The sequence below is a fragment of the Caulobacter sp. ErkDOM-E genome, assembly GCF_048541895.1.
GTDB lineage: Bacteria > Pseudomonadota > Alphaproteobacteria > Caulobacterales > Caulobacteraceae > Caulobacter.
The window spans coordinates 84,343-109,742 of record NZ_CP183331.1; the positions used below are offsets into that span (position 1 = coordinate 84,343).

Here is a 25,400-nt window from a genome sequence, read left to right on the forward strand (position 1 = left end):
GCCGGAAACGCCGAGCCTGTTGCGGTCCCGGCTCTCCGCTGCGCTGCGGCCGGGATGACAGCTTTAGCGGCCCTAGCGAACACCGTTCAGGTTGTCGGTCCAGTCTTCCATCGGGTCGGGGCGACGGCCGTCCGGCAGTTTCCATTCCCCGCGCCAGGAGAAGTCCAGCGTGCCACACACCCGGGCCTGGCCGGATGACTTTGGATCATCACCCAGCGCCTGGATGCGCAGGTCGCGGCGCACGGCGATGCGGCTGAAGCTCAGCCACAGGCGCGTCGCGCCGGGGCAGAAGGCGCGGATATAGACCCTGCCCTGCTCGGCCTTGGGGTCGACCTCGTACAGCGAAGCGTCGGCGTCGACGCCCTCCAAACCGGCCAGGCCCTTGGGCCCCAGGTCACGGTCCTTGCCCTTGATCAGCAGGCCCTGGGCCGGCACGCCGGTGGCCAGCACCTTGATGGGTCTGGCGCCCATCAGCCCCTGGTCGAACAGCACGGTCAGTCCGGCCCCGGTCAGCCGTTTGGCGTCGGGCGAGATCGGATCATACGAGAACATCCGCCGCTCGGCCTGGGCGGTCGTGGCCAATCCGACCATCAGCACTGTGACAGCCATACCCCACATCCGCTCTCCCCGGCGACCCGAAGGGCGGCGAAAGCCAACGCCGGGGCCCAGATCGAACCCGCAAGCGCGTGCGGTCCCGGGCCGGGCCGTTGGCGCGACATCCCCAAACGCTCCGGATGAATCTGGGCCCCGGCCTTCGCCGGGGAGAGCGGGATTTTGAGAGGACAGGAGCAAAACCCTACCGCTTGAAGTGCAGATTCGCCGCTTGCGGATCAAAGCCGCTCAACCGCCAGACCGAGCCGTCGCGGGTGAAGGTCAGCAGGCAGGGGCCGTCCTTCTTGGCGGCGCAGACCCGGCCGTCGCCGGTCGGACGCAGGGCGCCGGCGATGGCGACGCGGCCCGGCAGCGGCTTGTCGGGGGTGTAGCCGTAATAGTTGGCGGCGGCGCGGAAGGTCTCGGGCCGGATCAGAGCTTCTCCCGCAATGTCGGCGGCAGGACCGGCCAGGGCGGCGGCGATCGCCATCAGGCTGTTGTCGGCCTTGCGGTTGCGGGCTTCGGCCATCAGCCGCGCCTCGATCTCGTATTTCAGCGCCTGGCGGTCGACATGGGCGTCGAAGGTCGCCCGGTCACGATCGCGGATCGCCGTCAGCAGGGTGTGAACGTCGCCGGCCGCATCGACGCGGTCGACGGTGGCGCAGGCGCTGAGCGACAAGGTCGCGGCCGTCAGGGCGAGAAGGGCTTTGATACGCATGCACAAGGCGTAGCGCCTGAATTGGGCGATTTCCAGTCCGGCGCGCCAAACGAAAAAGGCGCGGACCTTGCGATCCGCGCCTTTCCGATGGTTTTGAAGCTCAAGTCCGGCCCTAGTCGAGCTGACGCTTGATCTCCTCGACGGTGAAGCACTCGATGGTGTCGCCGACCTTGATGTCCTGGAAGCCGGCGAACATCATGCCGCACTCCTGGCCAGACGGGACCTCGGGGACCTCGTCCTTGAAGCGCTTGAGGGTCTGCAGCGTGCCCAGTTCCAGAACGACGATGTCGTTGCGGATGATCCGGACCTTGGCGCCCTTGCGCACGACACCTTCGGTGACGCGGCAACCGGCGACCTTGCCGACCTTGGAGATGTCGAAGGCTTGCAGCACTTCGGCGTTGCCCAGGAAGGTTTCGCGCTGGATCGGCGCCAGCATGCCCGAGAGCACGCCTTTGATGTCGTCCAGCAGGTCGTAGATGATCGCGTAGTAGCGGATCTCGACACCTTCGCGCTCGGCCAGCGCCCGCGCCTGGGCCGAGGCCCGGACGTTGAAGCCGATGAGCGGCGCGCCGGCGCCCTTGGCCAGCATGACGTCGCTTTCGCTGATCGCACCGGCGCCCGACAGGATGATCCGCGCGCGGACCTCGTCGGTCGACATGGCGTCCAGCGACCCGATGATCGCTTCGGCCGAGCCCTGCACGTCGGCTTTGATGACCAGCGGCAGTTCGCGGTATTTCTTGTCCTGCAGCTTGGCCATCATGTCGGCCATGCTGGTGGCGCCCGCGCCGACCGGATGCAGTGACTTCTCACGCTTCAGGCGGATGCGGTACTCGGTCAGCTCGCGAGCGCGGGCCTCGTTCTCGACGACCGCGAAGGGGTCGCCGGGCGAAGGCACGCCGTCCAGGCCGAGAATCTCGACCGGGGTGGCGGGACCGGCTTCGGTCAGTTGCTCGTTGCGCTCGTTGAGCAGGGCGCGAACCCGGCCAAACTGGCTGCCGGCCACGACGATGTCGCCGCGCTTCAGCGTGCCGCGCTTGACCAGCACGGTCGAAACCGCGCCGCGACCCTTGTCGAGCTTGGCCTCGATCACGACGCCGTCGGCGACGCGGTCGGGGTTGGCCTTCAGGTCGAGCACTTCGGCCAGCAGGGTGATGCGTTCGATCAGCTCGTCCAGGCCCTGGCCGGTCTTGGCCGAGACCTCGACGATCTGGGTGTCGCCACCCAGGCTTTCGACGACGATTTCGTGTTGCAGCAGCTCGTTGACCACCCGGGTCGGATCCGAGCCCGGCTTGTCCATCTTGTTGACGGCCACGATGATCGGCACTTCAGCGGCGCGGGCGTGTTTGATGGCCTCGATGGTCTGGGGCATCACGCCGTCGTCGCCGGCCACAACCAGGATCACCAGGTCGGTGATGTTGGCGCCGCGAGCCCGCATTTGCGAGAAGGCGGCGTGGCCGGGGGTGTCGAGGAAGGTGATCTTCTCGCCGCCGTCCAGGCGAACCTGGTAGGCGCCGATGTGCTGGGTGATGCCGCCGTGCTCGCCGCCGGCCACATCGGCCTTGCGCAGCGCGTCCAGCAGGCTGGTCTTGCCGTGGTCGACGTGACCCATGACCGTGACCACCGGGGGCCGCGACTCCAGGTGATCGTCGATGTCCTCGGCGCCGATGAAGCCTTCTTCGACGTCGGCTTCCGACACGCGGCGCACGGTGTGACCAAATTCGGTCGCCACCAGCTCGGCGGTGTCGTTGTCGATGACGTCGTTGACCTTCAGCATCACGCCCTGACGCATCAGGAACTTGATGATCTCGACACCCCGCACGGCCATCCGGTTGGACAGCTCCTGCACGGTGATGACGTCGGGAATGACGACTTCGCGGGCGACCTTGACCTGGTCGGCGGGACCGCCGCGACGCTTTTCCTTTTCACGTTCCCGGGCCCGGCGAACCGAGGCCAGCGAACGCATGCGGTCGGCGGAGTCTCCATCGCCGGCCACGGTCTGGATCGTCAGGCGGCCTTCGCGGCGCATCGGGGCGCCCTTGGCGCGCGACACGGCCTTGCCGGGGGCGGCGGCCTTGCGGCGATCATCATCGTCCTCGGGACGACGGCTGACTTCACCGCCGGGACGCGGGGCCGAACGCATGGCGCGCTGGACTTCGGGCGTCGCCGGAGCGGCGGCCGGAGCGCCAGGACGCGGACCACGCGGCGGACCGCCGGGGCCCGGACGGGCGCCGGGAGCCGGGCGCGGGGCCAGGGCCGAATAGCGGACAGTCTGGGTCGGACGATCGCCCTGCGGACGATCACCCTGAGGCCGGTCGCCCTGCGGACGATCGTTGCGGAAGCCGCCTTCCGGACGCGGGCCACGCGGGGCCGCATCGGCGCGGGGCGCAGCGTCGGGACGCGGCGCGCGCTGGTTGTAAGGACCGTCCTGGCGCGGAGCGCGCTGGTTGAACGGCCGGTCGCCTTGCGGACGATCGCCCTGCGGGGGGCGCTCGCCGGCCGGCGGACGATAGGTGGTGGTCGACGTGCGGTCGTCGCGACGTTCGCGGCTGGGCTCGTAGGTGCGGGTCTGGCTGGGCGAAGCCGCAGCAGGACGCGGAGCCTCGGCGCGCGGCGCGGCCGGAGCCGCAGCAACCGGAGCCGCCGGAGCGACGGGCGCAGACGCCTGAACCACCGGAGCTGCGGCGACCGGCGCCGGAGCGACAGGCGCTGCAGCCACCGGAGCCGAAACCACGGGCGCCGCCGGAGCCGCAGCAACGACCGGGGTCGGAGCCGGAGCAGGAGCGGGCTCGGCGGCGGCCTTCGCAGCCGCTGCAGCCTTGGCGGCGGCTTCGCGAGCCGCAGCTTCAGCGGCGCGCGCCTTGGCCTCGTCGGCGACGCGTTGCGTCGCCTGACGGTCCTGGTTCTCGCGGGCCGCCTCGATGGCGCGTTGCCGGGCGCGCATCTCGTCTTGCGAGAGACCGCCTGCCGAATGGCCGCCACCAGAAGACTGGGACGAACGCGGCTCGTTGGTGTGACGGCGCTCAGCCGAGGACGGCGCGGCCAGGTTACCGGCCGGCGCGGCGTGCGGACGGGTCCGCTTGGTTTCGACCACTACCGTCTTGGTGCGGCCGTGGCTGAAGCTTTGCTTCACCACGCCGGCGCTCACCGAGCCCTGGCGGGGCTTCAGTGTGATGGGCGCGCGCCCACCTGGGGTGCCGGGCCGACCGTTATCGTTCTCGTCGCTCATGCGCTCGCTTGTACTTCCGCCGGGAGGAAACCCAGCCAAAAACCGTTCGTTCCATGTGAGAAAGGGGCCCGGACGTACTTCCACGAAAGAAGCGCGTTTCCTGACCCTTTACGCACAAGCGCAGCCCTAAGGGCCACGCTCCACCTTGTAGATTCTAGAGCCTTGCGATCAGACCGGCCATGCCGGTGCAATCGAAAGGCTCTAGGGCTCCTCGCGCCAACTCGCCGACCAGGTCGGGGGGAGTAGCGGGCGAAAGCCTGATAACCGCTCGACGTCCAAAGTCCAGCGATCAGTGCCGCGCCCGGCAAGAAGCGCAGTGTGTATCACATTCTCGCCGCCTAAGGCCAAACCCAATTCGTCGGATGTGAACATCCCGAGGATTCGCGGTGTGTTCGGAGCCTTGTAGACGGCGGTCAGCATCTTTCGGCGGCCGTCATCGGCGCCGTCTGACGCCTCGATCAGCCAGGCGGTCTTGCCGGAATTCAGCGCAGCGACGACCTTTTCGAAGCCCGAGATAATGTTTCCCGCCCGCCGCGCAAGGCCCAGGCCATCCAGAACCCGCTTGGCCAGCAAGGCCTCGACCTGGTTGGCCAGGTCGGCGGGGGCCGTCAGCTTGGTCTTGGCCGAACGCGAGAACAGGCCCTTCTTTGCCGCCAGCGTCACGGAGTCGCGGTCGGCTCCGACCCAGATCCCCCGGCCCGGCAGCTTGCGCGCCAGATCGGGCACCACGATGCCGCCGGGACCTTCGACGAAGCGGATCAGCTTGCTCTCGTCGGTCGCCTCGCCCAGCACGACGTCCTTGCGAAGGCGGAAAGCCTCGGCATGGGTCTTGGGCGCATTGGGGTCGACAGGAACGTCGGCGACCTCAACGGCGGGATCTTGGGGCTCTTGGTCCATGGGGCTCTGAAAGACCTCGGCCCTCCCGGAAAGCCGGAAGGGCCGAAGCGTTTCTTAGTCCTGCGTCTCTTCGGCGGCTTCGGTCGGCGCTTCCGCTTCGACTTCAGCTTCAGTCTCGGCTTCAGCCTCGGCTTCGACTTCCGTCTCGGCCTCGCCTTCGGCGTATTCGACCTGTTCCTCGATCTCTTCGTATTCCGGCTCCGGCGGGGCCTCGACCCAGCCCATGACGATCCGGGCGCGCATGATCAGCGCTTCGGCGTCTTCGGGCGACAGGTTGAAGCTTTCCAGAATGCCCGGCTCGCGAACGCGGGCGCCGTCCTTGGTTTCGAACCAGCCGCGCATGTCGTCCGGCACCAGGCCGGCGAGATCCTCGACGGTCTTCACATCGCCTTCGCCCAGGGCGACGGCCATGGGCAGGGTGACACCCTCGATCTCGAGCACCGCATCCTCGACGCCGTACTCGACGCGCTTGGCGTCCAGGGCGGCGGCTTCCTTTTCGAGGAATTCGCGGGCGCGGGTCTGCAGCTCGTCGGCGGTCTCGTCGTCGAAGCCTTCGATGGCCGCGATCTCGTGCGGCTCGACATAGGCGACGTCTTCCACCGCGGCGAAGCCTTCGGTGACCAGCAGCTGGGCGATGACTTCGTCGACGTCCAGGGCTTCCTGGAACAGGGCCGTGGTCTCGGTGAACTGCTTCTGACGGCGCTCGCTCTCCTGGCTTTCCGTCATGATGTCGATCTGCCAGCCGGTCAGCTGCGAGGCCAGGCGGACGTTCTGGCCGCGACGACCGATGGCCAGCGACAGCTGCTCATCGGGCACCACGACTTCGACGCGCTCGTCTTCCTCGTCCATGACGACCTTGGAGACTTCAGCCGGGGCCAGGGCGTTGACGATGAAGGTCGCCTCGTCCTCGGACCACTGGATGATGTCGATCTTTTCGCCCTGCAGCTCGGCCACCACCGCCTGCACGCGCGAACCGCGCATGCCGACGCAGGCGCCGACGGGGTCGATGCTGCCGTCATTGGAGATCACGGCCATCTTGGCGCGCGAACCCGGGTCGCGGGCCACGGCGCGGATCTCGATGACGCCGTCATAGACTTCCGGCACTTCCTGCGCGAACAGCTTGGCCATGAAGCCGCCGTGGGCGCGCGACAGCATGATCTGCGGGCCCTTGGTCTCGCGACGGACGTCGTAGATATAGGCGCGGATGCGGTCGCCGACGTTGAAGTTCTCGCGCGGGATCGACTGGTCGCGGCGCATGATGCCTTCGCCACGGCCCAGATCGACGATGACATTGCCGTATTCGACGCGCTTGACGCTGCCGTTGATGATCTCGCCGGCGCGGTCCTTGTACTCGTCGTACTGGCGCTCGCGTTCGGCTTCGCGAACCTTGTGCATGACGACCTGGCGGGCCATCTGGGTCTGGACGCGGCCGATCTCGAACGGCGGCAGGTCTTCTTCATAGACCTTGCCGATTTCCGCGTCGCGCCAGGTGCGCTTGGCGATCGACAGCTGGACCTGGCCGATTTCGCCCTCGATCTCCTGGTCGTCGCCGACCACGGTGATGATGCGCTTTTGCGAGGTCTCACCGGTCTTGGTGTCGATCTTCACCCGGATGTCGTGCTCGGCGCCGTAACGGGCGCGAGCCGCCTTCTGAAGAGCGTCCTCGATCGCCTCGATGACGACTTCCTTCTCGATGCCTTTTTCGCGCGCGACCGCGTCAGCGATCTGCAGCAGCTCGAGCCGGTTGGCGGAAATGCCGATGGCCATGGTCAGTCCTCTTCACTTTCGGACAGGTCAAAATCTTCGTCTTCGGCGTCGTCGCCGAGATCGTCTTCGTCAGCGTCCTCGCCACCGGCGGCGACGTCATCCTCGTCGGCGTCTCCGCCGTCGGCGGCCACGCGGGCGGCGCGCTGGTCGGCGCCGCGCTTCATCAGGGCGTCGGTCAGCACCAGCTTGGCGTCGACCAGCCACTCGAACGGGAAATAGACGGTAGTGTCGTCCTCGCCCTCGATATTGAGACCGACCTGGCCGTCCTCGACGCCGGCCAGCTCACCCTTGAAGCGCTTGCGGCCCTCGGCGACGCGGTCCAGCTCGATGCGGACCTCAAGGCCGGCATAGTCGTCAAAATCCTTCAGTCGCGTCAGCGGGCGATCGACGCCCGGGCTGGAGACTTCCAGGGTGTATTCGCCGCTGATCGGATCGGCGGCGTCGAGAATTTCCGACACGGCGCGCGACAGCTTGGCGCAGTCCTCGACATTCATGTCGCCGCCCGAACCGTCGGGCTGCATCGGACGCTCGGCCATGATCTGCAGGCGACGCGTCTCGGCCCCGCCCATCAGGCGCAGGCGGACGATCTCGAAGCCGACAGTCTCGGCGACGGGATCGAGAATTTCGATCAGATCACGGTCTTCCTGCGTCTTGCCGCGCAACGGATTTCTCAACTCAAAACTGGGCGATCCGGCGCGGGCGCCAAACAGCCAAAGAAAAAGCGGCAGCCTTTCGGGCCGCCGCTCGAAAGCGCACTCAGCGCTGACGGACGATGTAAGGGCTATATAGCGCGATCGGTGAACGGGTGGAAGCCCCCGTGACAGGGCGTCGCCACCGGCCGTCGCGAGCGAGCTTCATGCGCGGCCTCTTTCGCAGTGCAACACTTGTGGCCTATACAGTCGCCGCGCAGGCCCGCCTCCCCGCGGACCCTTTCCACAGAAGAGTCATAATGGACCTCTCCAAGATCGCCACGGGCGTCAACCCGCCCTACGACCTCAACGCTGTCATCGAGATCCCGCAGGGCGGCGAGCCGGTGAAGTACGAGATCGACAAGGCCAGCGGCGCCCTGATGGTCGACCGCTTCCTGCACACGGCGATGTTCTATCCGGCCAATTACGGCTTCATCCCGCACACCCTGGCCGATGACGGCGACCCCGCCGACATCATGGTGGTGGGCCCGACCCCGGTCGTGCCGGGCGCGATCATCCGCTGCCGTCCGATCGGCACCCTGATGATGGTCGATGAAGCCGGTTCGGACGAAAAGATCCTGGCCGTGCCGGTCGACAAGCTGCACCCCTTCTATACGGGCGTGAACAGTTGGCGCGACCTGCCGGTGATCCTCACCGAGCAGATCGCCCACTTCTTCCAGCACTACAAGGATCTGGAAAAGGGCAAGTCGACCAAGATCACCGGCTGGGCTGACCTGGAAGAAACCGCCGACATCATCCGCGCGGCGATCAAGCGCCACGACGATAATTACTGATTGAAGGTCGGGGGCGGGATCACACTCGCCCCCTCCTGACCGCTTCGCGGTCGTCCTCCCCCGTAGGGGGAAGACGCCTCATCTTCCCCCCTACGGGGGAGGCGCGCCGAAGGCGCGGAGGGGGCAAGTCGCCCCGCTCCCTAAACCCGCACGAAATCCAGGAACACCGGCGCGCAGTCGCCCAGCTTCTTTTCCTCGTAGCGCGTGGTCACGTGATCGGCGGGCGGAGCGTTGCGGTCGGCCGTTTCGCTCTCGAAGCGGAAGGCCGGATCGGCCAGCACCCGCTCGATGGTCCACTCGGCATAGTCGGCCCAGTCGGTGGCGAAGCGCAGTCGGCCGCCGGACTTCAGAACACGCGCCAGTTCCGCCACCACCGCCGGCTGGATCAGGCGGCGCTTGTTGTGCCGCGCCTTGTGCCAGGGGTCGGGGAACATGATGAACACCCGCGTCAGACAGGCGTCGGGCAGCCAGCCGATCACGTCGCGGGCGTCGCCCTCGTGGATGCGGACGTTCTTGAGGTCCTGCTCCTCGATGTGACGCACCGCGCTGGCCACGCCGTTGACGAAGGGCTCGGCCCCGATGATCAGGGCGTGCGGATGGCGACCGGCCTGGGCGGCCATGTGCTCGCCGCCGCCGAAACCGATCTCCAGCCAGGCTTCGGTGGCCTCGGGCATCAGGTCGCGCGGCTCGAACGGCGCCTCGGGCACGGCGATTTCGGGCAGCAGGGTGTCGAGCAGGGCCTGTTGGCGCGGCTTCACCGGCCGCGACTTGATGCGGCCGAACGTGCGCAGAGGCCCGTGGGGAATGGGAGCGGAGGTCATGGGGGCCGTAATAGCTGTCATCCCGGCCAAAGCGAAGCGTCGAGCCGGGACCGCAGGAAGCGCAGAGTTTGCCGTGGTCCCGGGTCGGCCTTCGGCCGCCCGGGATGACAGTCGTTTACGCCAGGCCCTTCAGCTCGCCGACCAGGTCGGTCTTCTCCCAGGAGAAGCCGCCTTCGTTGTCCGGCGTGCGGCCGAAGTGGCCATAGGCGGCGGTGCGGGCATAGATCGGCTTGTTCAGCTGCAGGTGCTCGCGGATGCCGCGCGGGGTGGCCCCGCCGATCAGGGTGGGCAGCAGCTTTTCCAGCACGGCCGGATCGACCTTGCCCGTGCCGTGCAGATCAACGTGGAACGACACCGGCTGGGCCACGCCGATCGCATAGGCGATCTGGATGGTGCAGCGGTCGGCCAGGCCGGCCGCCACGACGTTCTTGGCCAGGTAGCGGCAGGCATAGGCGGCAGAGCGGTCGACCTTGGTCGGATCCTTGCCCGAGAACGCGCCGCCGCCGTGCGGGGCCGCGCCGCCGTAGGTGTCGACGATGATCTTGCGGCCGGTGACGCCGGCGTCGCCGTCGGGGCCGCCGATCTCGAAGCGGCCGGTCGGATTGACCAGCCACTGGGTCTTCTTGGTGATCAGGCCTTCGGGGAAGATCGGCAGGATGTGCGGCTTGATCAGATCCAGCACGCGCTTGGAGGTCGCGGCCTTTCCGTCGATCTTCTTCTTGTGCTGGTGCGACACCACGATCGAGACGACCCGGACCGGCTTGCCGTTACCGTCATATTCCAGGGTGACCTGGCTCTTGGCGTCGGGCTCGAGGGCCGACAGCTCGCCGCTGTGGCGCAGCTTGGCCAGGCGGCTGAGGATGTTGTGGCTGTACTGCAGGGTGGCCGGCATCAGCTCCGGGGTCTCGGTGCTGGCATAGCCGAACATGATGCCCTGGTCGCCGGCGCCCTCGTCCTTCTTGTCGCTGGCGTCAACGCCCTGGGCGATGTGCGCCGACTGGCCGTGCAGGTAGTTGGCGAACTTAGCCTTCTCCCAGTGGAAGCCCTTCTGCTCGTAGCCGATGTCCTTGATCGCGGCCCGCACCTTGGGCTCCAGCGATTTGAGGATGTCCTTGGTCAGCTGCTTGTTGGCGGCCTTGTCGCCATCGGGCTTTCCGGCCCGGACTTCGCCGGCCAGCACGATGCGGTTGGTGGTGACCAGGGTCTCGCATGCCACGCGGGCTTCGGGATCGGCGGTCAGGAAGGCGTCGACCACCGTGTCGCTGATCCGGTCGGCAACCTTGTCGGGGTGGCCTTCGGAGACGCTCTCGCTGGTAAAGATGTAGGACGAACGGCTCAAGGGACAGCTCCGGCCATGGAAACGGCGGAAATGGACGACAGGTCCATCCCGCTAGCCGGATAGCATATAAAGATATGTTTATGTCGGCAAGCGGCGCCGATCGTCGCGGGTCTTGGCGCTATGCGTCGCTTTCGACCACGTCCTCGTCGGCCATCGAGCGGACCAGGTCGAGGATCCGGCGGCGCACCTTGGCCCGGGAGATCTTGGGGAACAGGCTGGCCAGCTCCAGACCCTCGGGGGTCATCAGGAAATCGTGGACGAACTGCTCCGAACCGGTTTCGGCCAGACCCCCGGACTCGGTCGGATCGGCCAGACCCTCAAAGAAATAGGCCACCGACGACTGCAGGCTGCGGGCGATCTCATACAGCTTGCTGGCGCTGACCCGGTTGGCCCCACGCTCGTACTTCTGCACCTGCTGGAAGGTCAGACCCAGATCTTCGGCCAGTCGTTCCTGGCTCACGCCCAGGATCTTGCGGCGCATTCGAATGCGCGCGCCGACGTGCAGATCGATCGGATTGGGGTGACGGTCTTGGTCCGGAGGAGAGCTCATGCCTACGCTTGATAGCTAAAATTGCGGTTTTTATTCAGCCTGTGTCTAACAAATCGGTAACAATTAATAGCCCCCACCCGCTTTTGAGCGAAAGCCGGCGAGCATCGAGAGCCCGAGCAATAGCACGAACAGGCTGTCGCCAAGCCGGGCATAGGGTGTGATTTTACCCACATTCGGTAAAGAGCCGTCGATAACGCCGGTTTCTCCCAGACTCAGCCGGGCCTCGCGCACGATCTCGCCTCTGGCGTCGATGAGCGCCGAGACGCCCGTGGGCGTGGCGCGGATGATCGGAACCCCGGTTTCTATGGCCCGATAGCTGGCCAGATTGAGATGCTGCAGCGGCCCGGACGTAACGCCGAACCAGGCGTCGTTGGACACATTGATCAGGGCGCGGACCCTGGGATCGGGTCTGGCCAGGCCCGGAAACAGGCTTTCGTAGCAGATCAGCGGCTGGACGATCAGGTCGGGCGACACCCGCAGCGGGGCCGGGCGCGGCCCAGTGGCGAAGCCGTCGCCCAGATGGGCCAGACTTTTGACGCCCAGCTTCGTGAGCAGGGCGTCCATCGGCAGATATTCGCCGAAGGGCACCAGCCGGTGCTTGTCATAGATGCCGACCAGCTCGATGTCGGTCGCGGTGCGCTTCAGGGCGATCAGGCTGTTGTAGTAGATCGGCTTGTCGGGCGATCCGTCATAGCGATAGCCGCCGATCAGCAGCAGCTGCCCCGGTTGCAGGGCGTCGACGATCGCCTGGCGCACCCAGGTTCCGGGGGCCAGATAGTCATTGATGGCGGCCGGCAAGGCGCCTTCGGGCCAGACGACGAGGGTAGCCGGCGTGCCGCTCGCATAGGGCCTGGCGGTCAGCGAAACATAGGCCTGGACCACCTGGGCAAAGCGGTCGGCGTCCCACTTGGCCTCCTGCTGGATGTTGGCCTGGACGATGCGGACGGTCGGGGAAGAGGCGCTCACCGCCAGCGCCGCCGGCATCCAGCCGTTGATGTACAGCGCCGCCAGCGCGGCGGCGGCGGCGGCGATCGCCTTGCGGCCCGCCAGGCCCTCGCGCCAGACGGCCGGCGCGGCGGCGATGGCCAGGGTGATCCAGGTCAGGCCGTAGGCGCCGACCAGGGCGGCGGCCTGGGACGGGGCCGAGCCGGCCTTCCAGGTCTCGCCCGGCAGGTTCCACGGAAAGCCGGTCAGCACATGACCGCGCGCCCACTCCAGCGCCGCGAAGGCGCCGGCGAAGACCAGGATGCGGCGCACGCCCGCCGGTCGGACCAGGCGATAGATGACAGCTGCGACGCCCCAGAACAGGGCCAGCCCCCCCGCCATGGCGGCGACCGCGAACGGCGCCATCCAGCCCTGATTGGCGGCGTCGACCATGAAGGCCTCGCCGATCCACCAGGTGCCGAGCCCGAAATAGCCCAGGCCCGCCAGCCAGCCGCGCAGGAAGGCCGCGCGCAGCGGCCGAGGCCCTTCGATTGTGTCGAGCAGCCACAGCAGCAGGGCGTAGCCCAGCAGGCCCGGCAGCACGCCGAACGGCGGATGGGCCAGGGCGGCGACCAGGCCGGCCAGCAGGGCCAGCCCGCGCTCACGCCACAGCGTAGCGAGCCTGAAGTTCACGAGGCGGCGGCTTCCGCCGGCTGCGCCGCCGCGCCCGGGACAGCGGCGGGCCGCACCCGCACCCGTCGAACCCGGCGCGGATCGGCCTCGACCACTTCCAGGTCATAGCCGTGCGGATGGGCGATCACCTCGCCCCGCTGCGGCACGCGGCCGGCCAGGGCCACGACCAGGCCGGCGACGGTGTCGATGTCTTCTTCCATGTCGGGCGGCGCCAGTTCACGGCCAAGCGCGGCTTCCAGTTCCTCGAGCGGCGCGCGGGCGTCGGCCTCGAACACCCCGCCGGGCCGGGCCACGATGCCCGCGACCGTGGCGTCGTCGTGCTCGTCATCGATCTCGCCGACCACCGCCTCGATCAGGTCTTCCATGGTCACCAGCCCATCGGTGCCGCCAAATTCGTCAATGACCAGGGCCAGATGGATGCGGCCGGTGCGCATGCGCAGCAGCAGATCAGCGGCCCGCATCGAGGCGGGCACATAGAGGGCCTCGCGCCGCACCTTGTGCAGGACGATGTCGGCCGCAGCCGGGCGGTTGTCGCCTGCGGCCAGCAGTCGGAACACGTCCTTGACGTGAACCACGCCGATCGGGTCGTCGAGCGTCTCGCGATAGATCGGCATCCGCGAGTGTTCGGCCTCGGTGAACTGGGCGATCAGGGCTTCGAACGGTGTGGACAGCTCGACCGAGACGATATCGGCGCGGGGCGTCATCACGTCGGCGACGCGGAGGGTCTTGAAGGCCTCGGCCTGATCGACGATGTCGACCGCGCCGTCCTGGACCGGCTCGGCCGGCCGGACCAGCTCGACCGGGGCCGACAGTCGCTTGCGCATCTTGCGGAAAAACGCCCGCAAGCCCCGGCTCTGTCGAGCTGGACCGGCGGGCTGTGGACTAGAGTCGTCGCTTGGCATGGCCTTGGAGAACTATCCCTGCTCGGGGGCGTAAGGATCGGGCACGTCCAGCGTGGCCAGGATCTCGCGTTCCAGGGCCTCCATGGACTCAGCCTCTTCGTCGCCTTCGTGGTCGTATCCTAAGAGATGCAGCACCCCATGCGCTACCAGATGTTGCAAATGGTGGGCAAAAGGCTTGCCCTGCTCGATCGCCTCGCGCTGGCAGACCCCGAACGCCAGGGCGATGTCGCCAATCTGACCGTCGGGATTCGCCTCAGGCCCTTGGGGCGAGGGAAACGACAGGACGTTGGTGGCGTAGTCCTTCTGGCGGAAGTCGCGGTTCAGGGCCTGGACGCTGTCATCGTCGGCCAGCAGGATCACGATCCCCTGGCCCTCGATGTCCTGATGCGCATCCAGCACCGCCTGGGCGGCGCGCCAGACCAGGGCCTCGGTTTCAGGCTCGGCCTGGAGCCAGGCCTGATCCTCGATCTCGATGTCTACGGTGATGGTCATCGCGTCGTCGTCTGCAGGGCGTCGGCGTCATAGGCCCGAACGATGCGTTCGACCAACGGGTGACGCACCACGTCGGCGGCGGTGAAGCGCGAGACTGAAACCCCCTCGACCCCTTCCAGGATCGAGACGGCGTGGGCCAGGCCGGAGTCGCGGGGATTGAGCAGGTCGATCTGGGTCGGGTCGCCCGTCACCACCATGCGCGAGCCCTCGCCCAGCCGGGTCAGGACCATCTTCATCTGCAGACGCGAGCAGTTCTGGGCCTCGTCGACGATGACAAACGCATGCGCCAGCGTGCGGCCGCGCATGAAGGCGATCGGGGCGACCTCGATCTCCAGCTTTTCCCGACGACGGCGCAGCTGGTCGGCGCCCATGATGTCGGTCAGGGCCTCCCAGACCGGGGCCATATAGGGATCGACCTTCTCGTTCAGGTCGCCCGGCAGAAAGCCCAGCTTTTCGCCGGCCTCGACGGCGGGACGGGTGACGATCAGGCGGTCCACCTCGCCGCGCAGCAGCATGCCGGCCCCGTGCGCCACGGCCAGGAAGGTCTTGCCGGTGCCCGCCGGACCCAGGCCAAACGACAGCGGGTGGCTGCCCATGGCTTCCATATAGCGGGCCTGGCCCTTGGTCTTGGGCGACACCGAACCCTTGCGCACGGTGCGGGCCGAGGCCTGACCGCCGGTGCTCTGGGCCTCGCCCACGGCGATGCGGATGTCGGCCTCGACAATCTGTTCGCCGGCGTCAGCGCGGTCGGCCAGGTCCCGCAGCGCCCGCTTGGCGCCGGTCCGGCCCTTGACGTCGCCGGTGATGGTGACGCCGCCACCCGGCGTCTCAATGAGCACCCTGAAGGCGTCCTCGATCAGGGCCGCATGACGGCCGTGAGGACCGGAGACGGCGCGAACGGCGTCATCCGACAGCGGCATGAACTCAGGGGTGCGGCTCAAGCGGGCTCCAGGATGGAAGAATTTTCCAGCACGCCGCCCAGGCTCATCTTGGCGGCGGTTTCGATACGGACGGGAACGATGGTTCCCAGCAGGTGTTCGCCGCCTTCGGCGTGAACCGCCTGCAGATAGGGACTGCGGCCGACGATCTGGCCGGCATGGCGCCCGGCCTTCTCGAACAGCACGGGCATGGTCTTGCCCACCTGGCCGGCATTGAAGGATTTTTGCTGCGCATCGAGCAGCTGGTTCAGGCGCTCCAGGCGCTCGGCCTTCACCGCCTCGTCGACCTGGCCGGTCATGGCCGAAGCCGGGGTGCCGGGGCGGCGCGAATATTTGAACGAGAAGGCGCTGGCGAAGCCGACCTCGCGGACCAGATCCAGGGTCTTCTCGAAATCGCCGTCGCGCTCGCCGGGGAAGCCGACGATGAAGTCGCCGCTCATGGCGATGTCGGGCCGCGCAAGGCGGATCTTCTCGATCAGCTTCACATAGCTTTCAGCCGTGTGGTCGCGGTTCATGGCCTTGAGGATCTTGTCGCTGCCCGCCTGCACCGGCAGGTGCAGATAGGGCATCAGCTCAGGCAGCTCGCCATGGGCCTCGATCAGGTCATCGCCCATGTCGCGGGGATGGCTGGTGGTGTAGCGGATGCGGTCCAGGCCATCGATCTTCGCCAGCTGACGCACCAGCTTGGCCAGGGTCGAGCCGTCGCCATTAAAGGCGTTGACGTTCTGGCCCAGCAGGGTGACCTCGCGAACGCCCTGAGCGGCCAGGCGCCGGGCCTCCTCGAGAATGTCGTTGACCGGCCGCGACCACTCGCCGCCGCGCGTATAGGGCACCACGCAGAAGGTGCAGAACTTGTCGCAGCCCTCCTGCACGGTCAGGAAGGCGGTGACGCCATTGACCTGACGCTCGGCCGGCAGGGCGTCGAACTTCTCGTCGGCGGCGAAGCTGGTCGACAGCCGCTCGCCGGTGGCCCGGTGGGCGCGGGCGATCAGCTCGGGCAGCTGGTGATAGGATTGCGGACCGACCACCAGATCGACCGCCTTCTGGCGATGCATGATCTCCTTGCCCTCGGCCTGGGCCACGCAACCGGCCACGGCGATGGTCATGCGACCGCCCTCCGCCGCCTTGCGCTCCTTCATCAGCTTGATCTGGCCAAGCTCCGAATAGACCTTCTCGGTGGCCTTTTCGCGGATGTGGCAGGTGTTGAGCACCACCAGATCGGCGCCTTCGGGATCATTGACCACGCCATAGCCCAGCGGACGCAGGACATCGGCCATGCGCTCGCTGTCATAGACATTCATCTGACAGCCGTAGGTCTTGATATAGAGGCGCTTTTGCGGGGTCTCGCTCATGGGCGAGGTTATGGGGGCGTGAGGGCGCGGGCGCAAGATCGCTGGGGACACACTTGCCCCCTCCGCGCCTGCGGCGCTCCTCCCCCGGAGGGGGAAGATGAACTCATCCGCCCCCTACGGGGGCGGACGGTCGCGAAGCGGCCCGGTGGGGGCGAGTAATCGCCCAGCGCCCGATCAATCCTCGATCGGAACCCCGTACAGTTCCAGCCGGTGATCCACCAGCTTGTAGCCCAGCTTGCGCGCGATGGCGTTCTGCAGGGCCTCGATCTCCTCGTCCACGAACTCGACGACCTTGCCGGTCTTCATGTCGATCAGGTGGTCGTGGTGATGGCTGGGGGTTTCTTCATAGCGCGAGCGGCCATCACGGAAGTCGTGACGCTCGATGATGCCGCTCTCTTCGAACAGGCGGACCGTCCGATAGACCGTGGCGATCGAGATGTGCGGGTCGACGGCGTGGGCGCGGCGGTGCAGCTCTTCGACATCCGGGTGATCATCGGCGGCCGACAGTACGCGCGCGATCACGCGGCGCTGGTCGGTCATGCGCATGCCCTTATCGATGCAGAGCTTTTCAAGTCGATCCAAGGCGGCGCCTCCGTCTGAGTCGATGGCAGGATAGGCGGTGAGCCCTTAAGTGTTAAGCGCCCGCCGCATGACAATCGCGTCCCTAGCGCCATCCGGATGGGGATAATAGCCCTTGCGCAGCCCAACCCGGGCAAAGCCGGTCGCCGCATAGAGGGCGACGGCGGCCGTGTTGTCGGACGCCACCTCCAGGAACATGGCTTCAGAACCGGTTTCGGTCGCGATCCCGGCCGCCATTTCGACCAGGGCGCCGCCCCAGCCGCGGCGGCGGGCGGCGGGATCGACGGCGATGGTCAGGACCTCGGCCTCGCCGGCGATCGACCGGCACAGGATGAAGCCCTTCTCGACGGCCGGCTCACCTGCCTCGCCCATGACGGCGAAGACGCCGGGCGACTTCAGCAGCGCTTCGAATTCCAGAGCGCTCCACGGCCGGGGAAAGGCGCGGTCGTGCAGATCGGCCAGGATGAAACAGGCCTCCAGGCCCACGGGACGCAGGATCATGAGGCTGGAAGCGTGGCGTAGGGGGCGCGCAGATAGAGCGGCCGGGGCGAATGGGCCGGCGCGGGCCGGGCGGCGGCCAGTCGCGCCACGGCGACCGGATCGGGAAAGGCCGGGGTGAGGATCGTGGCCTTCGGGAAGGTTTCAGCCAGCAGCGGCGCGCCGGACCCGATCAGGGTCACGGCCTGTCCGCCATGCAGTTCGGCCAGCCGCGCGGCGGCGAAGCCCAGGTCAAGGGCGTCGGGGGCCATCAGGGCGACCTGGCCGTCGAAGATCTGCAGATAGACCTGGCTCATCCGCGCATCGAGCACGGCGGCGACGAAGCCCGGCGTTCCAAAGGCCAGGGCCTCCAGCGTGCTGACCCCCACGCAGGGGATCGACAGCGCCGTGGCCAGGCCCTTGGCGAAGGCCAGGCCCACGCGCAGGCCGGTGAACGAGCCGGGACCAACCGTGACGCCGATCCGGGTCAGGTCGGAAAACGCCACGCCGGCTTCGAGCGCGACCTCGCGGGCCAGGACGCCGATGCGTTCCTGGTGGCCCCGGGTCATGGGCTCGCTGCGCGACGCCAGAACCCGGTCGCCGTCCAGGATCGCGACCGAGCTGGCGCCCAGGCAGGTGTCGATGGCCAGGATCATGCGCCGCCCCCGTTCGGAGCGTAGCCGCCCGCGCCGCTCTTCCAGATGAAGTCGCGCAAGGTGGCCTTGGCCAGCATCTCGGTCGGCGGCAACGCATCCGTGGTCCAGCCGGGAACCTCAAACACGTAGCGCAGCACCGACTCGCCGGGCTGGGTGCAGATCACGGCGTGGCGATAGGCGGCCTGGCCCATCCAGCAGCGCTTGGGGGGCACGTCCAGCCGGGGCCAGGGCATGCCGAAGACCTCGCCGCGCGGTCCGGTCGCCGATCGTCCGGCGATATGGATCTCGCCGACCGTGGTCAGGCCTGGCTCGCCGAGGATTTTCAGCATCGTCACGCCGTCGCGGGCGACAGTGATGACCGAGCTCTCCGTCGCGACCCGGTCGTTCGGAAACAGGGCCTGGATCGCCTCGGCCCTGAACGGGGTCTGGGCCATGATCGGCCCGACGGCGTACTCGTCGAGCGCCAGCAGGGAGCCCGTCCCGGCGGCAGGTGCGGCGGCGGACGGGGGCGATGCCGGCGGTGCGGGCTTGTCCGCCGGACCACAGGCGGCGAGCAGCGCCAGCGGAACGGCGATCAGGGCGAGGGGCAAGCGCATGAGACGATCAGGCCGCGCCGACGGCGGCGACCTCGGCCGGCCGCCAGACGAAGCCGTTCAGCTGGCCCTTGGCGTTCAGCGTCTCGACCGGCGGCAGGCCGCCCTTGGTCCAGCCCGGCACGCCGATCAGATAGGCGACATTGGGCGCCTCGGGCCGAGCGCAGACCACGGTGTTGATGTCACGCCCCTCGCCGGCCCGGCAGTTGGCGATGTCCAGGTTCAGCGCCGACCATTGGGTCAGCAGGGTCTCGTCCTTGGGGCCGCGCACGTCGCCGCCTTCCAGACGGATCGAGCCCAGATCGCCATCCTCGCCCTTGGAGACCTCCATCAGCGGGGTCTGGTTCAGCTCGACATTGATGATCGGCTGGGGCCGGCCGGTTCCGAGGTGCAGGAAGGCCTGGGCGACCACCGCCCTGGGGAACAGAACCTTGAAGGTCGGCAGGTCGAACGCCGTGGCGGCGGTAATCGGGCCGACGCCGTCAACGCCGACGGTCAGGGGGCCATCGACATAGGGTTTGACCATCACCGCGACAGAGCTGCTCTTGCCAGGCTCGGCGGAGGGCGGGGCGGTCCCAGCCTCGGCGGCCTTCTTTTCCGCCGGACCGCAGGCGGCGAGCAGCAGGAGCGGCAGGGCGATAAGGGCAAGGCGCTGGATCATGCGGTGGTTTTAGCGCGTGTGCTCCAGATGCACAAAGAACCCGTCACCTCCGGTCGCCGAAACGACCGGAGGGTCAGGTCGGGCCGATCCATACTCACGCGGACCGGCCAAAAACTGTGGCGCGAGATCAGACGATCTCCATCAGACGATTTGGGCGGCTTCCTCGAAGTCGAGGCGCGGGCTGCGCGGGAAGAGGCCCTCTTCCGTGCCATGGCCAATCGAAGCAATGAAATTGGACTTTATGTTGGCGCCCGCGAAGAATTCCGCGTCGACGCCCGCATTGTCGAAGCCCGACATCGCGCCGACGTCCAGGCCCAGGGCCCGGGCGGCGAGGATGAAATAGCCGCCCTGCAGCGAGCTGTTGCGGAACGCGCCCCATTCCTTAGCGACCGGATCGGCGAACCAGGTCTTGGCGCCGGGGGCGTGCGGGAACAGCTTGTCGAGGGTCTCGGGGAAGTCGAGGTCGTAGCCGACGATCACCGTGGCCGGGGCCTGCAGGATCTTGGGGCCGTTCGAACCCGACGACAGCGCCGCCAGTCTGGCCTTGGCGTCCGGGCTGGTCACGAAGATGAAGCGCGCCGGGGTCGAGTTGGCGGCGGTGGGGCCAAACTTCACCAGATCATAGAGCTCGCGCAGCAGGCTTTCCGGCAGCGGATCGGTCTTCCAGCCATTGCGCGTCCGCGCCTCGGTAAACAGTTGGGCGAGCGCCGGGGCGTCGAGCTTGGCCATTTGCGATCCTCAGGGAAGCCATCAGCAACTTGTATGGTTGCAATATAGACTTGCGAAACGGGCGCGCAAGCCGCGGGGCGGGGAATTCCTAGAGCGTCTGCTCGACCCGGGTCACTTCCGGCACATAGTGCTTGAGCATGTTCTCGACGCCGGACTTCAGGGTCGCCGACGAGGACGGGCAGCCCGAGCAGGCGCCGCGCATGTGCAGCCAGACCACGCCGGTGGCGGGCTCGAACTTGCTGAACACGATGTCGCCGCCGTCCTGGGCCACGGCCGGACGGATGCGGGTGTCGAGCAGTTCCTTGATCTCGGCGACGATCTGGCTGGCCTCGTCGTCATAGACGCCGTCATCGTCGTGGCCGCTGTCGGTTGCATCCAGCAGCAGGGGTCGGCCGCTGGTGAAGTGGTCCATGATGGCGGCCAGGATCGGCGCCTTCAGATGCGGCCACTCGGCGTCCGGATCCTTGGTCACGGTCAGGAATTCGGGACCGAAAAACACCCGTGTCACGTCGCCCAGCTGGAACAGAGCCTTGGCCAGCGGCGAGGACTCGCCCTCTTCCGGCGTCTTGAACTCGCGCGCGCCCTCACCCAGCACTTCACGGCCGGGCAGGAACTTCAGCACCTCGGGATTGGGCGTGGTTTCGGTCTGGATGAACATGGCGGAGAGATGGACCTCGACAGCCCCGCGCGCAAGATGTCGGGCGCCTCAGAAAGAAAGGTGACACAGGCGTCATTTTCTGGCGTGATACGGAAAACAATGATCCGCGGGAGGCTTACATGAGCGATGGCTCGATTGATCTGAGCGCCGAAGTGCGCGCCAAGGCCTGGTCCATTCCCCTCGAGGACTACCATGTCGCCGATCCGGTCCTGTTCCAGGCCGACGCCATGTGGCCCTATTTTGAACGGCTCCGCAAAGAAGACCCGGTTCACTATTCCAAGGGCAATGAGGAAACGGGCCCCTACTGGTCGGTGACCCGCTACAACGACATCATGGCTGTCGACACCAATCACGCGGTGTTTTCGTCCGACGCCCATCTGGGCGGCATCACGATCCGGAACTTCGACGAGGACTTCGTCCTGCCGATGTTCATCGCCATGGACCCGCCCAAGCACGACATCCAGCGCAAGACCGTCAGCCCGATCGTCTCGCCCCAGAACCTGGCCAAGCTGGAAGGCCTGATCCGCGAGCGGGTGAACCTGATCCTCGACGACCTGCCGATCGGCGTGCCCTTCGACTGGGTCGACAAGGTGTCGATCGAGCTGACCACCCAGATGCTGGCCACCCTGTTCGACTTCCCCTGGGAAGAGCGCCGCAAGCTGACCCGCTGGTCGGACATCGCCACCGCCTCACCGGAAAGCGGCCTGATCGAGAGCGAGGACGCCCGCCGGGCCGAGCTGCTGGAGTGCCTGGCCTATTTCACCAATCTCTGGAACGAGCGGGTCAACGCCACCGAGCCGGGCGGCGACCTGATCTCGATGCTGGCCCACGGCGAAGCCACGCGCGACATGCCGCCCATGGAGTATCTGGGCAACATCATCCTGCTGATCGTCGGCGGCAATGACACCACCCGCAACTCCCTGACCGGCGGCCTCTACGCGCTCAGCAAGAACCCCGAGCAGGAAGCTAAGCTACGGGCCAATCCAGAGCTGATCCCCTCGATGGTCTCGGAGATCATCCGCTGGCAGACGCCCCTGGCCCACATGCGCCGCACCGCGCTTGAAGATGTCGAACTGGGCGGCAAGCAGATCAAGAAGGGCGACAAGGTCGTCATGTGGTACGTCTCGGGCAACCGCGACGACACCGTGATCGAAGACGCCGACAGCTTCATCATCGACCGCGAGAATCCCCGCCGCCACCTGTCGTTCGGCTTCGGCATCCATCGCTGCGTGGGCAACCGCCTGGCCGAGATGCAGCTGAAGATCGTCTGGGAAGAAATCCTCAAGCGCTTCCCGAAGATCGAAGTGCTGGACGAGCCGCGCCGGGTCTATTCCAGCTTCGTGAAGGGTTACGAGACCCTGACGGTTCGGATCCCCGAGCGGGTCTAGTCGGCGAATACTTGCCCCCTCCGCGCCTTCGGCGCTCCTCCCCCGTAGGGGGAAGATGAGGTCAGCGCGGCTTCGTCTTCCCCCTACGGGGGAGGACGACCGCGAAGCGGTCAGGAGGGGGCGAGTTTCAAGCCCCCCAGAACCCCACCAGCTTCTTGACCTCGGCCACGGTCGGGGCCGCGGCTTCGCGAGCCCGCGCCGCGCCCTTGGCCAGGATGCGGTCGATCTCTGCCGGATCGGCCAGCAGGGTCCGCATGCGCTCCCCCACCGGGGCCAGCTTCTCGACCGCCAGTTCGGCCATGGCCGGCTTGAAGGTTCCAAAGCCCTTGCCGGCATACTCGGCCAGGACTTCCGCTTTCGTCCGGCCGTCCAGGGCCGCGAAGATGCCGACCAGGTTGTCGGCCTCGGGGCGGGTCGCCAGCTCTTCCAGCGTCTCGGGCAGCGGCTCGGGATCGGTGCGGGCCTTCTTGACCTTGGCGGCGATGGTGTCGGCGTCGTCGGTCAGGTTGATGCGGCTATAGTCCGACGGATCGGACTTGCTCATCTTGGCCGAGCCGTCGCGCAGGCTCATGATCCGGGCGCCGGGGCCCTGGATCAGCGGGTCGGGCTGCGGGAAGAAGTTGGGCGCAGCAAAGTCGTGATTGAACTTGGCGGCGATGTCGCGGGTCAGTTCCAGATGCTGCTTCTGGTCCTCGCCCACCGGCACGTGGGTGGCCTTGTAGATCAGGATGTCGGCGGCCTGCAGCACCGGATAGGTGTAGAGCCCCACCGAACTGCGCTCCTTGTTCTTGCCGCTCTTTTCCTTGAACTGGGTCATGCGGTCCAGCCAGCCCAGGCGGGCCACGCACTGGAAGATCCAGGCCAGTTCGGCATGCTCGGGCACGGCCGATTGCGGGAAGATGGTGGCCTTGGCCGGGTCGAGGCCGGCGGCCAGATAGGCGGCGGCGATCTCGCGGGTCTGCTGGGCCAGGGCCGCCGGCTCCTGCCACACCGTGATGGCGTGCAGGTCGGCCACGAAGATGAAGGTGTCGATCTCGTGCTGCAGGCGGGCGAACTTCACCAGCGCGCCCAGATAGTTGCCCAGGTGCAGGGCCCCGGAGGGCTGCACGCCGGAGAGGACGCGGGCCGGGCCCGCATAGGCGGCAAGGGGGGCGGCGACGGGAGCTTGGTCGGTCATGGCTTCAGCCTTGAATGCGTAGATTTGAGGTGGCGAGCGCGAGGGCGCCAACCGCATCCGAAGATGCGGCGATCAGGGTCAGCGGGAGCCGCGCCATCGCGACGCGAAGGGACCGATCAAAGCCATGCCCGCTGGTTACCGCTCCGCGCACCGCAGGGCAAGCCGGCTCAGCGCCCGGCGCCGCGCCGTAGCACGGTCTTGGCCTCGGCCACGGTGACCCCGCCCGACAGCAGCAGGAGCAGCGGATAGAGCGCCGCCGCCAGGGCGCAGGTCGCCAGGATGGCCAGCTCCTTGGCCGAACCCAGACCCAGGGCCAGGATCGGCGCCTCGATGGCGGCGCGCCAGTGCGACATCGCCGCCAGGATCATGCCCAGGGCGACGCTGGCCGCCAGCACCCGGATGATCTTGCCCCAGGCCATGGCGCTGGGGGTGTAGTCGCCGCGCTTGCTCAAGGTCAGCACCATCTGCAGCACATTGATCCACGAGGCGGCGCTGGTCGCGGCGGCCAGGCCCGGCACGCCCATGAACGGGAACAGGGCCAGACCCAGGCCGATATTGACGGCCACCGAAACCAGGGCGAAACGCATCGGGCTCTTGGTGTCGCCCCGCGCAAAGAAGGCCGGCGACAGGATACGGGCCAGCACGAAGGCCGGGGTGCCCCAGCCATAGTGCAACAGGGCGTTGGCCGTCTGGCGGGCGTCGAACACCGTGAACTCGCCCCGGGTGAACAGGCCGTCGATCAGGAAGAACGGAATGCTGAACAGCGCCACAGCGGCCGGCAGGGTCAGAGCCAAGGCAAAGACGATGGCCTGATCCATGGCGCTCTGGGCCTCGCGGCGATCCTCGGCCACCACGGCCCGCGACAGGCGCGGCAGCAAAGCCACCCCGATGGCCACGCCCACCAGGCCCAGCGGCAGCTGGTAGAGGCGGTCGGCATAGGCCAGCCAGGTCCGCGCGCCGTTCACATGGCTGGCCAGCACGCCCGAGATGGTGATGTTGATCTGGCTGGCGCTGGCGGCGATGGCGCCCGGTATGGCCAGGGCGATCAGGCCCTTGATCTCCGGGGTGAGGCGCGGCAACCGCCAGCGGATCGTCGCCCCGGCCTTGCGCACCGCCCAGACCAGCAGCAGCACCTGGCAGGTCCCGGCGGCCAGAATGCCCCAGGAGGCCGCCGTGGCCGCCTGATGAGCGGTCTTGGTCGGGATGACCGCGATCAGGGTCACGAGATTGAGCAGGATCGGCGCGGCGGCCGAGACGATGAACTTGCCCCGGGCGTTCAGAACGCCCGACAGCAGGGCCACGATGGCCATGCAGGGCAGATAGGGCATGGTGATCTGGGTCAGGATCACGGCCAGCTTGTACTTGTCGGTGCCAAAGCCAAAGCCCGGGCTGATGACCATCATGAGCCACGGCATGGCGGCCTGCGAGATCAGGGTCAGACCGACGGTGAAGGCGGCGATGGTGGCCATGGCGTCGGCCGCCAGCTTGTCGGCCACCTCGGCCCCGTCGCGGTCCAGCGTCTTGGAATAGGCCGGCACGAAGGCCGCCGCGAAGGCGCCTTCGGCGAAGATCCGCCGGAACAGGTTGGGGAACATCTGGGCGGTGTTGAAGGCGTCAGCCGCGAAATTGGCGCTGGCCCCCAGGAAGTAGGACATCACCAGATCGCGCACGAAGCCCATCAGCCGGCTGACCAGGGTCAGGCCCGAATAGATCGCCGAGGACCGGATCATGCCGGGGGCTTTTTTCGGGGCGGCGGCGGGGGGTGCGGTGTCGGTCACGCCCGGCTTCT

General features: G+C 67.5%; 25 protein-coding genes. 2 read left to right on the forward strand and 23 right to left on the reverse strand.

The window, feature by feature from the left end:
* Positions 1-72: 72 nt before the first annotated feature.
* The 6 genes from ACN2C7_RS00435 to rimP all read right to left on the reverse strand — a co-directional run bounded on the left by ACN2C7_RS00435 (position 73) and on the right by rimP (position 7,861).
* Positions 73-609: a hypothetical protein gene (locus ACN2C7_RS00435; RefSeq protein WP_419319236.1), complete on the reverse strand. Its 537-nt coding sequence runs from the start codon at positions 607-609 to the stop codon at positions 73-75.
* A gap of 187 nt (positions 610-796) precedes the next feature.
* Positions 797-1,315 (reverse strand): DUF2939 domain-containing protein, encoded by a 519-nt coding sequence (locus tag ACN2C7_RS00440; RefSeq protein WP_419319237.1) that lies wholly within the window; start codon positions 1,313-1,315, stop codon positions 797-799.
* 106 nt (positions 1,316-1,421) lie between these two features.
* Positions 1,422-4,535, reverse strand: a complete 3,114-nt coding sequence (gene infB, locus ACN2C7_RS00445; protein ID WP_419319238.1) for a translation initiation factor IF-2 — start codon at positions 4,533-4,535, stop codon at positions 1,422-1,424.
* A gap of 201 nt (positions 4,536-4,736) precedes the next feature.
* Entirely contained in the window at positions 4,737-5,432 is a 696-nt protein-coding gene (locus ACN2C7_RS00450; protein WP_419319239.1) for an RNA-binding protein, read from the reverse strand.
* A 54-nt stretch (positions 5,433-5,486) separates the two neighbouring features.
* Positions 5,487-7,199, reverse strand: a complete 1,713-nt coding sequence (gene nusA / locus ACN2C7_RS00455; RefSeq protein WP_419319240.1) for a transcription termination factor NusA — start codon at positions 7,197-7,199, stop codon at positions 5,487-5,489.
* Positions 7,200-7,201: 2 nt separating this feature from the next.
* Positions 7,202-7,861 carry a ribosome maturation factor RimP gene (gene rimP, locus ACN2C7_RS00460; protein WP_419319241.1) on the reverse strand — a complete coding sequence of 220 codons (660 nt, stop codon included), beginning with the start codon at positions 7,859-7,861 and terminating at the stop codon, positions 7,202-7,204.
* Between the two features lie 287 nt (positions 7,862-8,148).
* On the opposite strand from rimP, the gene ppa reads away from it, so the two are divergent.
* Positions 8,149-8,682 carry an inorganic diphosphatase gene (gene ppa / locus ACN2C7_RS00465; protein ID WP_062142568.1) on the forward strand — a complete coding sequence of 178 codons (534 nt, stop codon included), beginning with the start codon at positions 8,149-8,151 and terminating at the stop codon, positions 8,680-8,682.
* A 140-nt stretch (positions 8,683-8,822) separates the two neighbouring features.
* Here the strand turns inward: ppa and trmB are convergent, their stop codons facing one another.
* From trmB to ACN2C7_RS00540, 15 genes are all read right to left on the reverse strand, one after another.
* Entirely contained in the window at positions 8,823-9,503 is a 681-nt protein-coding gene (gene trmB, locus ACN2C7_RS00470) for a tRNA (guanosine(46)-N7)-methyltransferase TrmB (protein WP_419319242.1), read from the reverse strand.
* Positions 9,504-9,618: 115 nt separating this feature from the next.
* Complete coding sequence (metK, locus tag ACN2C7_RS00475; protein ID WP_419319243.1) at positions 9,619-10,842, reverse strand: methionine adenosyltransferase; 1,224 nt, start codon at positions 10,840-10,842, stop codon at positions 9,619-9,621.
* 118 nt (positions 10,843-10,960) lie between these two features.
* A complete protein-coding gene (locus ACN2C7_RS00480) occupies positions 10,961-11,392 on the reverse strand; it encodes a helix-turn-helix domain-containing protein (protein ID WP_419319244.1) in 432 nt (143 codons plus the stop codon).
* A gap of 63 nt (positions 11,393-11,455) precedes the next feature.
* Positions 11,456-13,009, reverse strand: coding sequence for an apolipoprotein N-acyltransferase (gene lnt / locus ACN2C7_RS00485; protein WP_419319245.1), 1,554 nt, complete (start codon positions 13,007-13,009; stop codon positions 11,456-11,458).
* Positions 13,006-13,911 carry a hemolysin family protein gene (locus ACN2C7_RS00490; protein ID WP_419319246.1) on the reverse strand — a complete coding sequence of 302 codons (906 nt, stop codon included), beginning with the start codon at positions 13,909-13,911 and terminating at the stop codon, positions 13,006-13,008. Before ACN2C7_RS00490 ends, lnt begins: the two co-directional genes overlap by 4 nt.
* Before the next feature lie 12 nt (positions 13,912-13,923).
* On the reverse strand, positions 13,924-14,385 hold the full coding sequence (ybeY, locus tag ACN2C7_RS00495) for an rRNA maturation RNase YbeY (protein WP_419321510.1): 462 nt from the start codon (positions 14,383-14,385) through the stop codon (positions 13,924-13,926).
* Between the two features lie 14 nt (positions 14,386-14,399).
* A complete protein-coding gene (locus tag ACN2C7_RS00500; RefSeq protein WP_419319247.1) occupies positions 14,400-15,344 on the reverse strand; it encodes a PhoH family protein in 945 nt (314 codons plus the stop codon).
* Positions 15,341-16,693 carry a tRNA (N6-isopentenyl adenosine(37)-C2)-methylthiotransferase MiaB gene (gene miaB, locus ACN2C7_RS00505; protein ID WP_419319248.1) on the reverse strand — a complete coding sequence of 451 codons (1,353 nt, stop codon included), beginning with the start codon at positions 16,691-16,693 and terminating at the stop codon, positions 15,341-15,343. Before miaB ends, ACN2C7_RS00500 begins: the two co-directional genes overlap by 4 nt.
* A gap of 174 nt (positions 16,694-16,867) precedes the next feature.
* The gene (locus ACN2C7_RS00510; protein ID WP_419253579.1) at positions 16,868-17,275 is read right to left on the reverse strand and encodes a Fur family transcriptional regulator; all 408 of its coding nucleotides are present in this window, start codon (positions 17,273-17,275) and stop codon (positions 16,868-16,870) included.
* Between the two features lie 45 nt (positions 17,276-17,320).
* On the reverse strand, positions 17,321-17,773 hold the full coding sequence (locus tag ACN2C7_RS00515) for a GNAT family N-acetyltransferase (protein ID WP_419319249.1): 453 nt from the start codon (positions 17,771-17,773) through the stop codon (positions 17,321-17,323).
* Complete coding sequence (tsaB, locus tag ACN2C7_RS00520) at positions 17,770-18,405, reverse strand: tRNA (adenosine(37)-N6)-threonylcarbamoyltransferase complex dimerization subunit type 1 TsaB (RefSeq protein ID WP_419319250.1); 636 nt, start codon at positions 18,403-18,405, stop codon at positions 17,770-17,772. Before tsaB ends, ACN2C7_RS00515 begins: the two co-directional genes overlap by 4 nt.
* Positions 18,402-19,001, reverse strand: coding sequence for a DUF1131 domain-containing protein (locus ACN2C7_RS00525; RefSeq protein WP_419319251.1), 600 nt, complete (start codon positions 18,999-19,001; stop codon positions 18,402-18,404). The genes tsaB and ACN2C7_RS00525 overlap by 4 nt, the downstream gene beginning before the upstream one ends.
* Positions 19,002-19,008: 7 nt before the next feature.
* Positions 19,009-19,659, reverse strand: coding sequence for a DUF1131 domain-containing protein (locus ACN2C7_RS00530; protein WP_419319252.1), 651 nt, complete (start codon positions 19,657-19,659; stop codon positions 19,009-19,011).
* Between the two features lie 141 nt (positions 19,660-19,800).
* On the reverse strand, positions 19,801-20,388 hold the full coding sequence (locus ACN2C7_RS00535) for a malonic semialdehyde reductase (RefSeq protein ID WP_419319253.1): 588 nt from the start codon (positions 20,386-20,388) through the stop codon (positions 19,801-19,803).
* An 88-nt stretch (positions 20,389-20,476) separates the two neighbouring features.
* Complete coding sequence (locus tag ACN2C7_RS00540; RefSeq protein WP_419319254.1) at positions 20,477-21,046, reverse strand: NifU family protein; 570 nt, start codon at positions 21,044-21,046, stop codon at positions 20,477-20,479.
* A 119-nt stretch (positions 21,047-21,165) separates the two neighbouring features.
* Between ACN2C7_RS00540 and ACN2C7_RS00545 the strand changes: the two genes are divergently transcribed.
* Positions 21,166-22,434 carry a cytochrome P450 gene (locus ACN2C7_RS00545; protein WP_419319255.1) on the forward strand — a complete coding sequence of 423 codons (1,269 nt, stop codon included), beginning with the start codon at positions 21,166-21,168 and terminating at the stop codon, positions 22,432-22,434.
* A 127-nt stretch (positions 22,435-22,561) separates the two neighbouring features.
* Here the strand turns inward: ACN2C7_RS00545 and trpS are convergent, their stop codons facing one another.
* Both trpS and murJ read right to left on the reverse strand, forming a co-directional pair.
* A complete protein-coding gene (gene trpS / locus ACN2C7_RS00550) occupies positions 22,562-23,611 on the reverse strand; it encodes a tryptophan--tRNA ligase (protein ID WP_419319256.1) in 1,050 nt (349 codons plus the stop codon).
* 167 nt (positions 23,612-23,778) lie between these two features.
* Positions 23,779-25,389 (reverse strand): murein biosynthesis integral membrane protein MurJ, encoded by a 1,611-nt coding sequence (murJ, locus tag ACN2C7_RS00555; RefSeq protein WP_419319257.1) that lies wholly within the window; start codon positions 25,387-25,389, stop codon positions 23,779-23,781.
* Positions 25,390-25,400 lie beyond the last annotated feature (11 nt).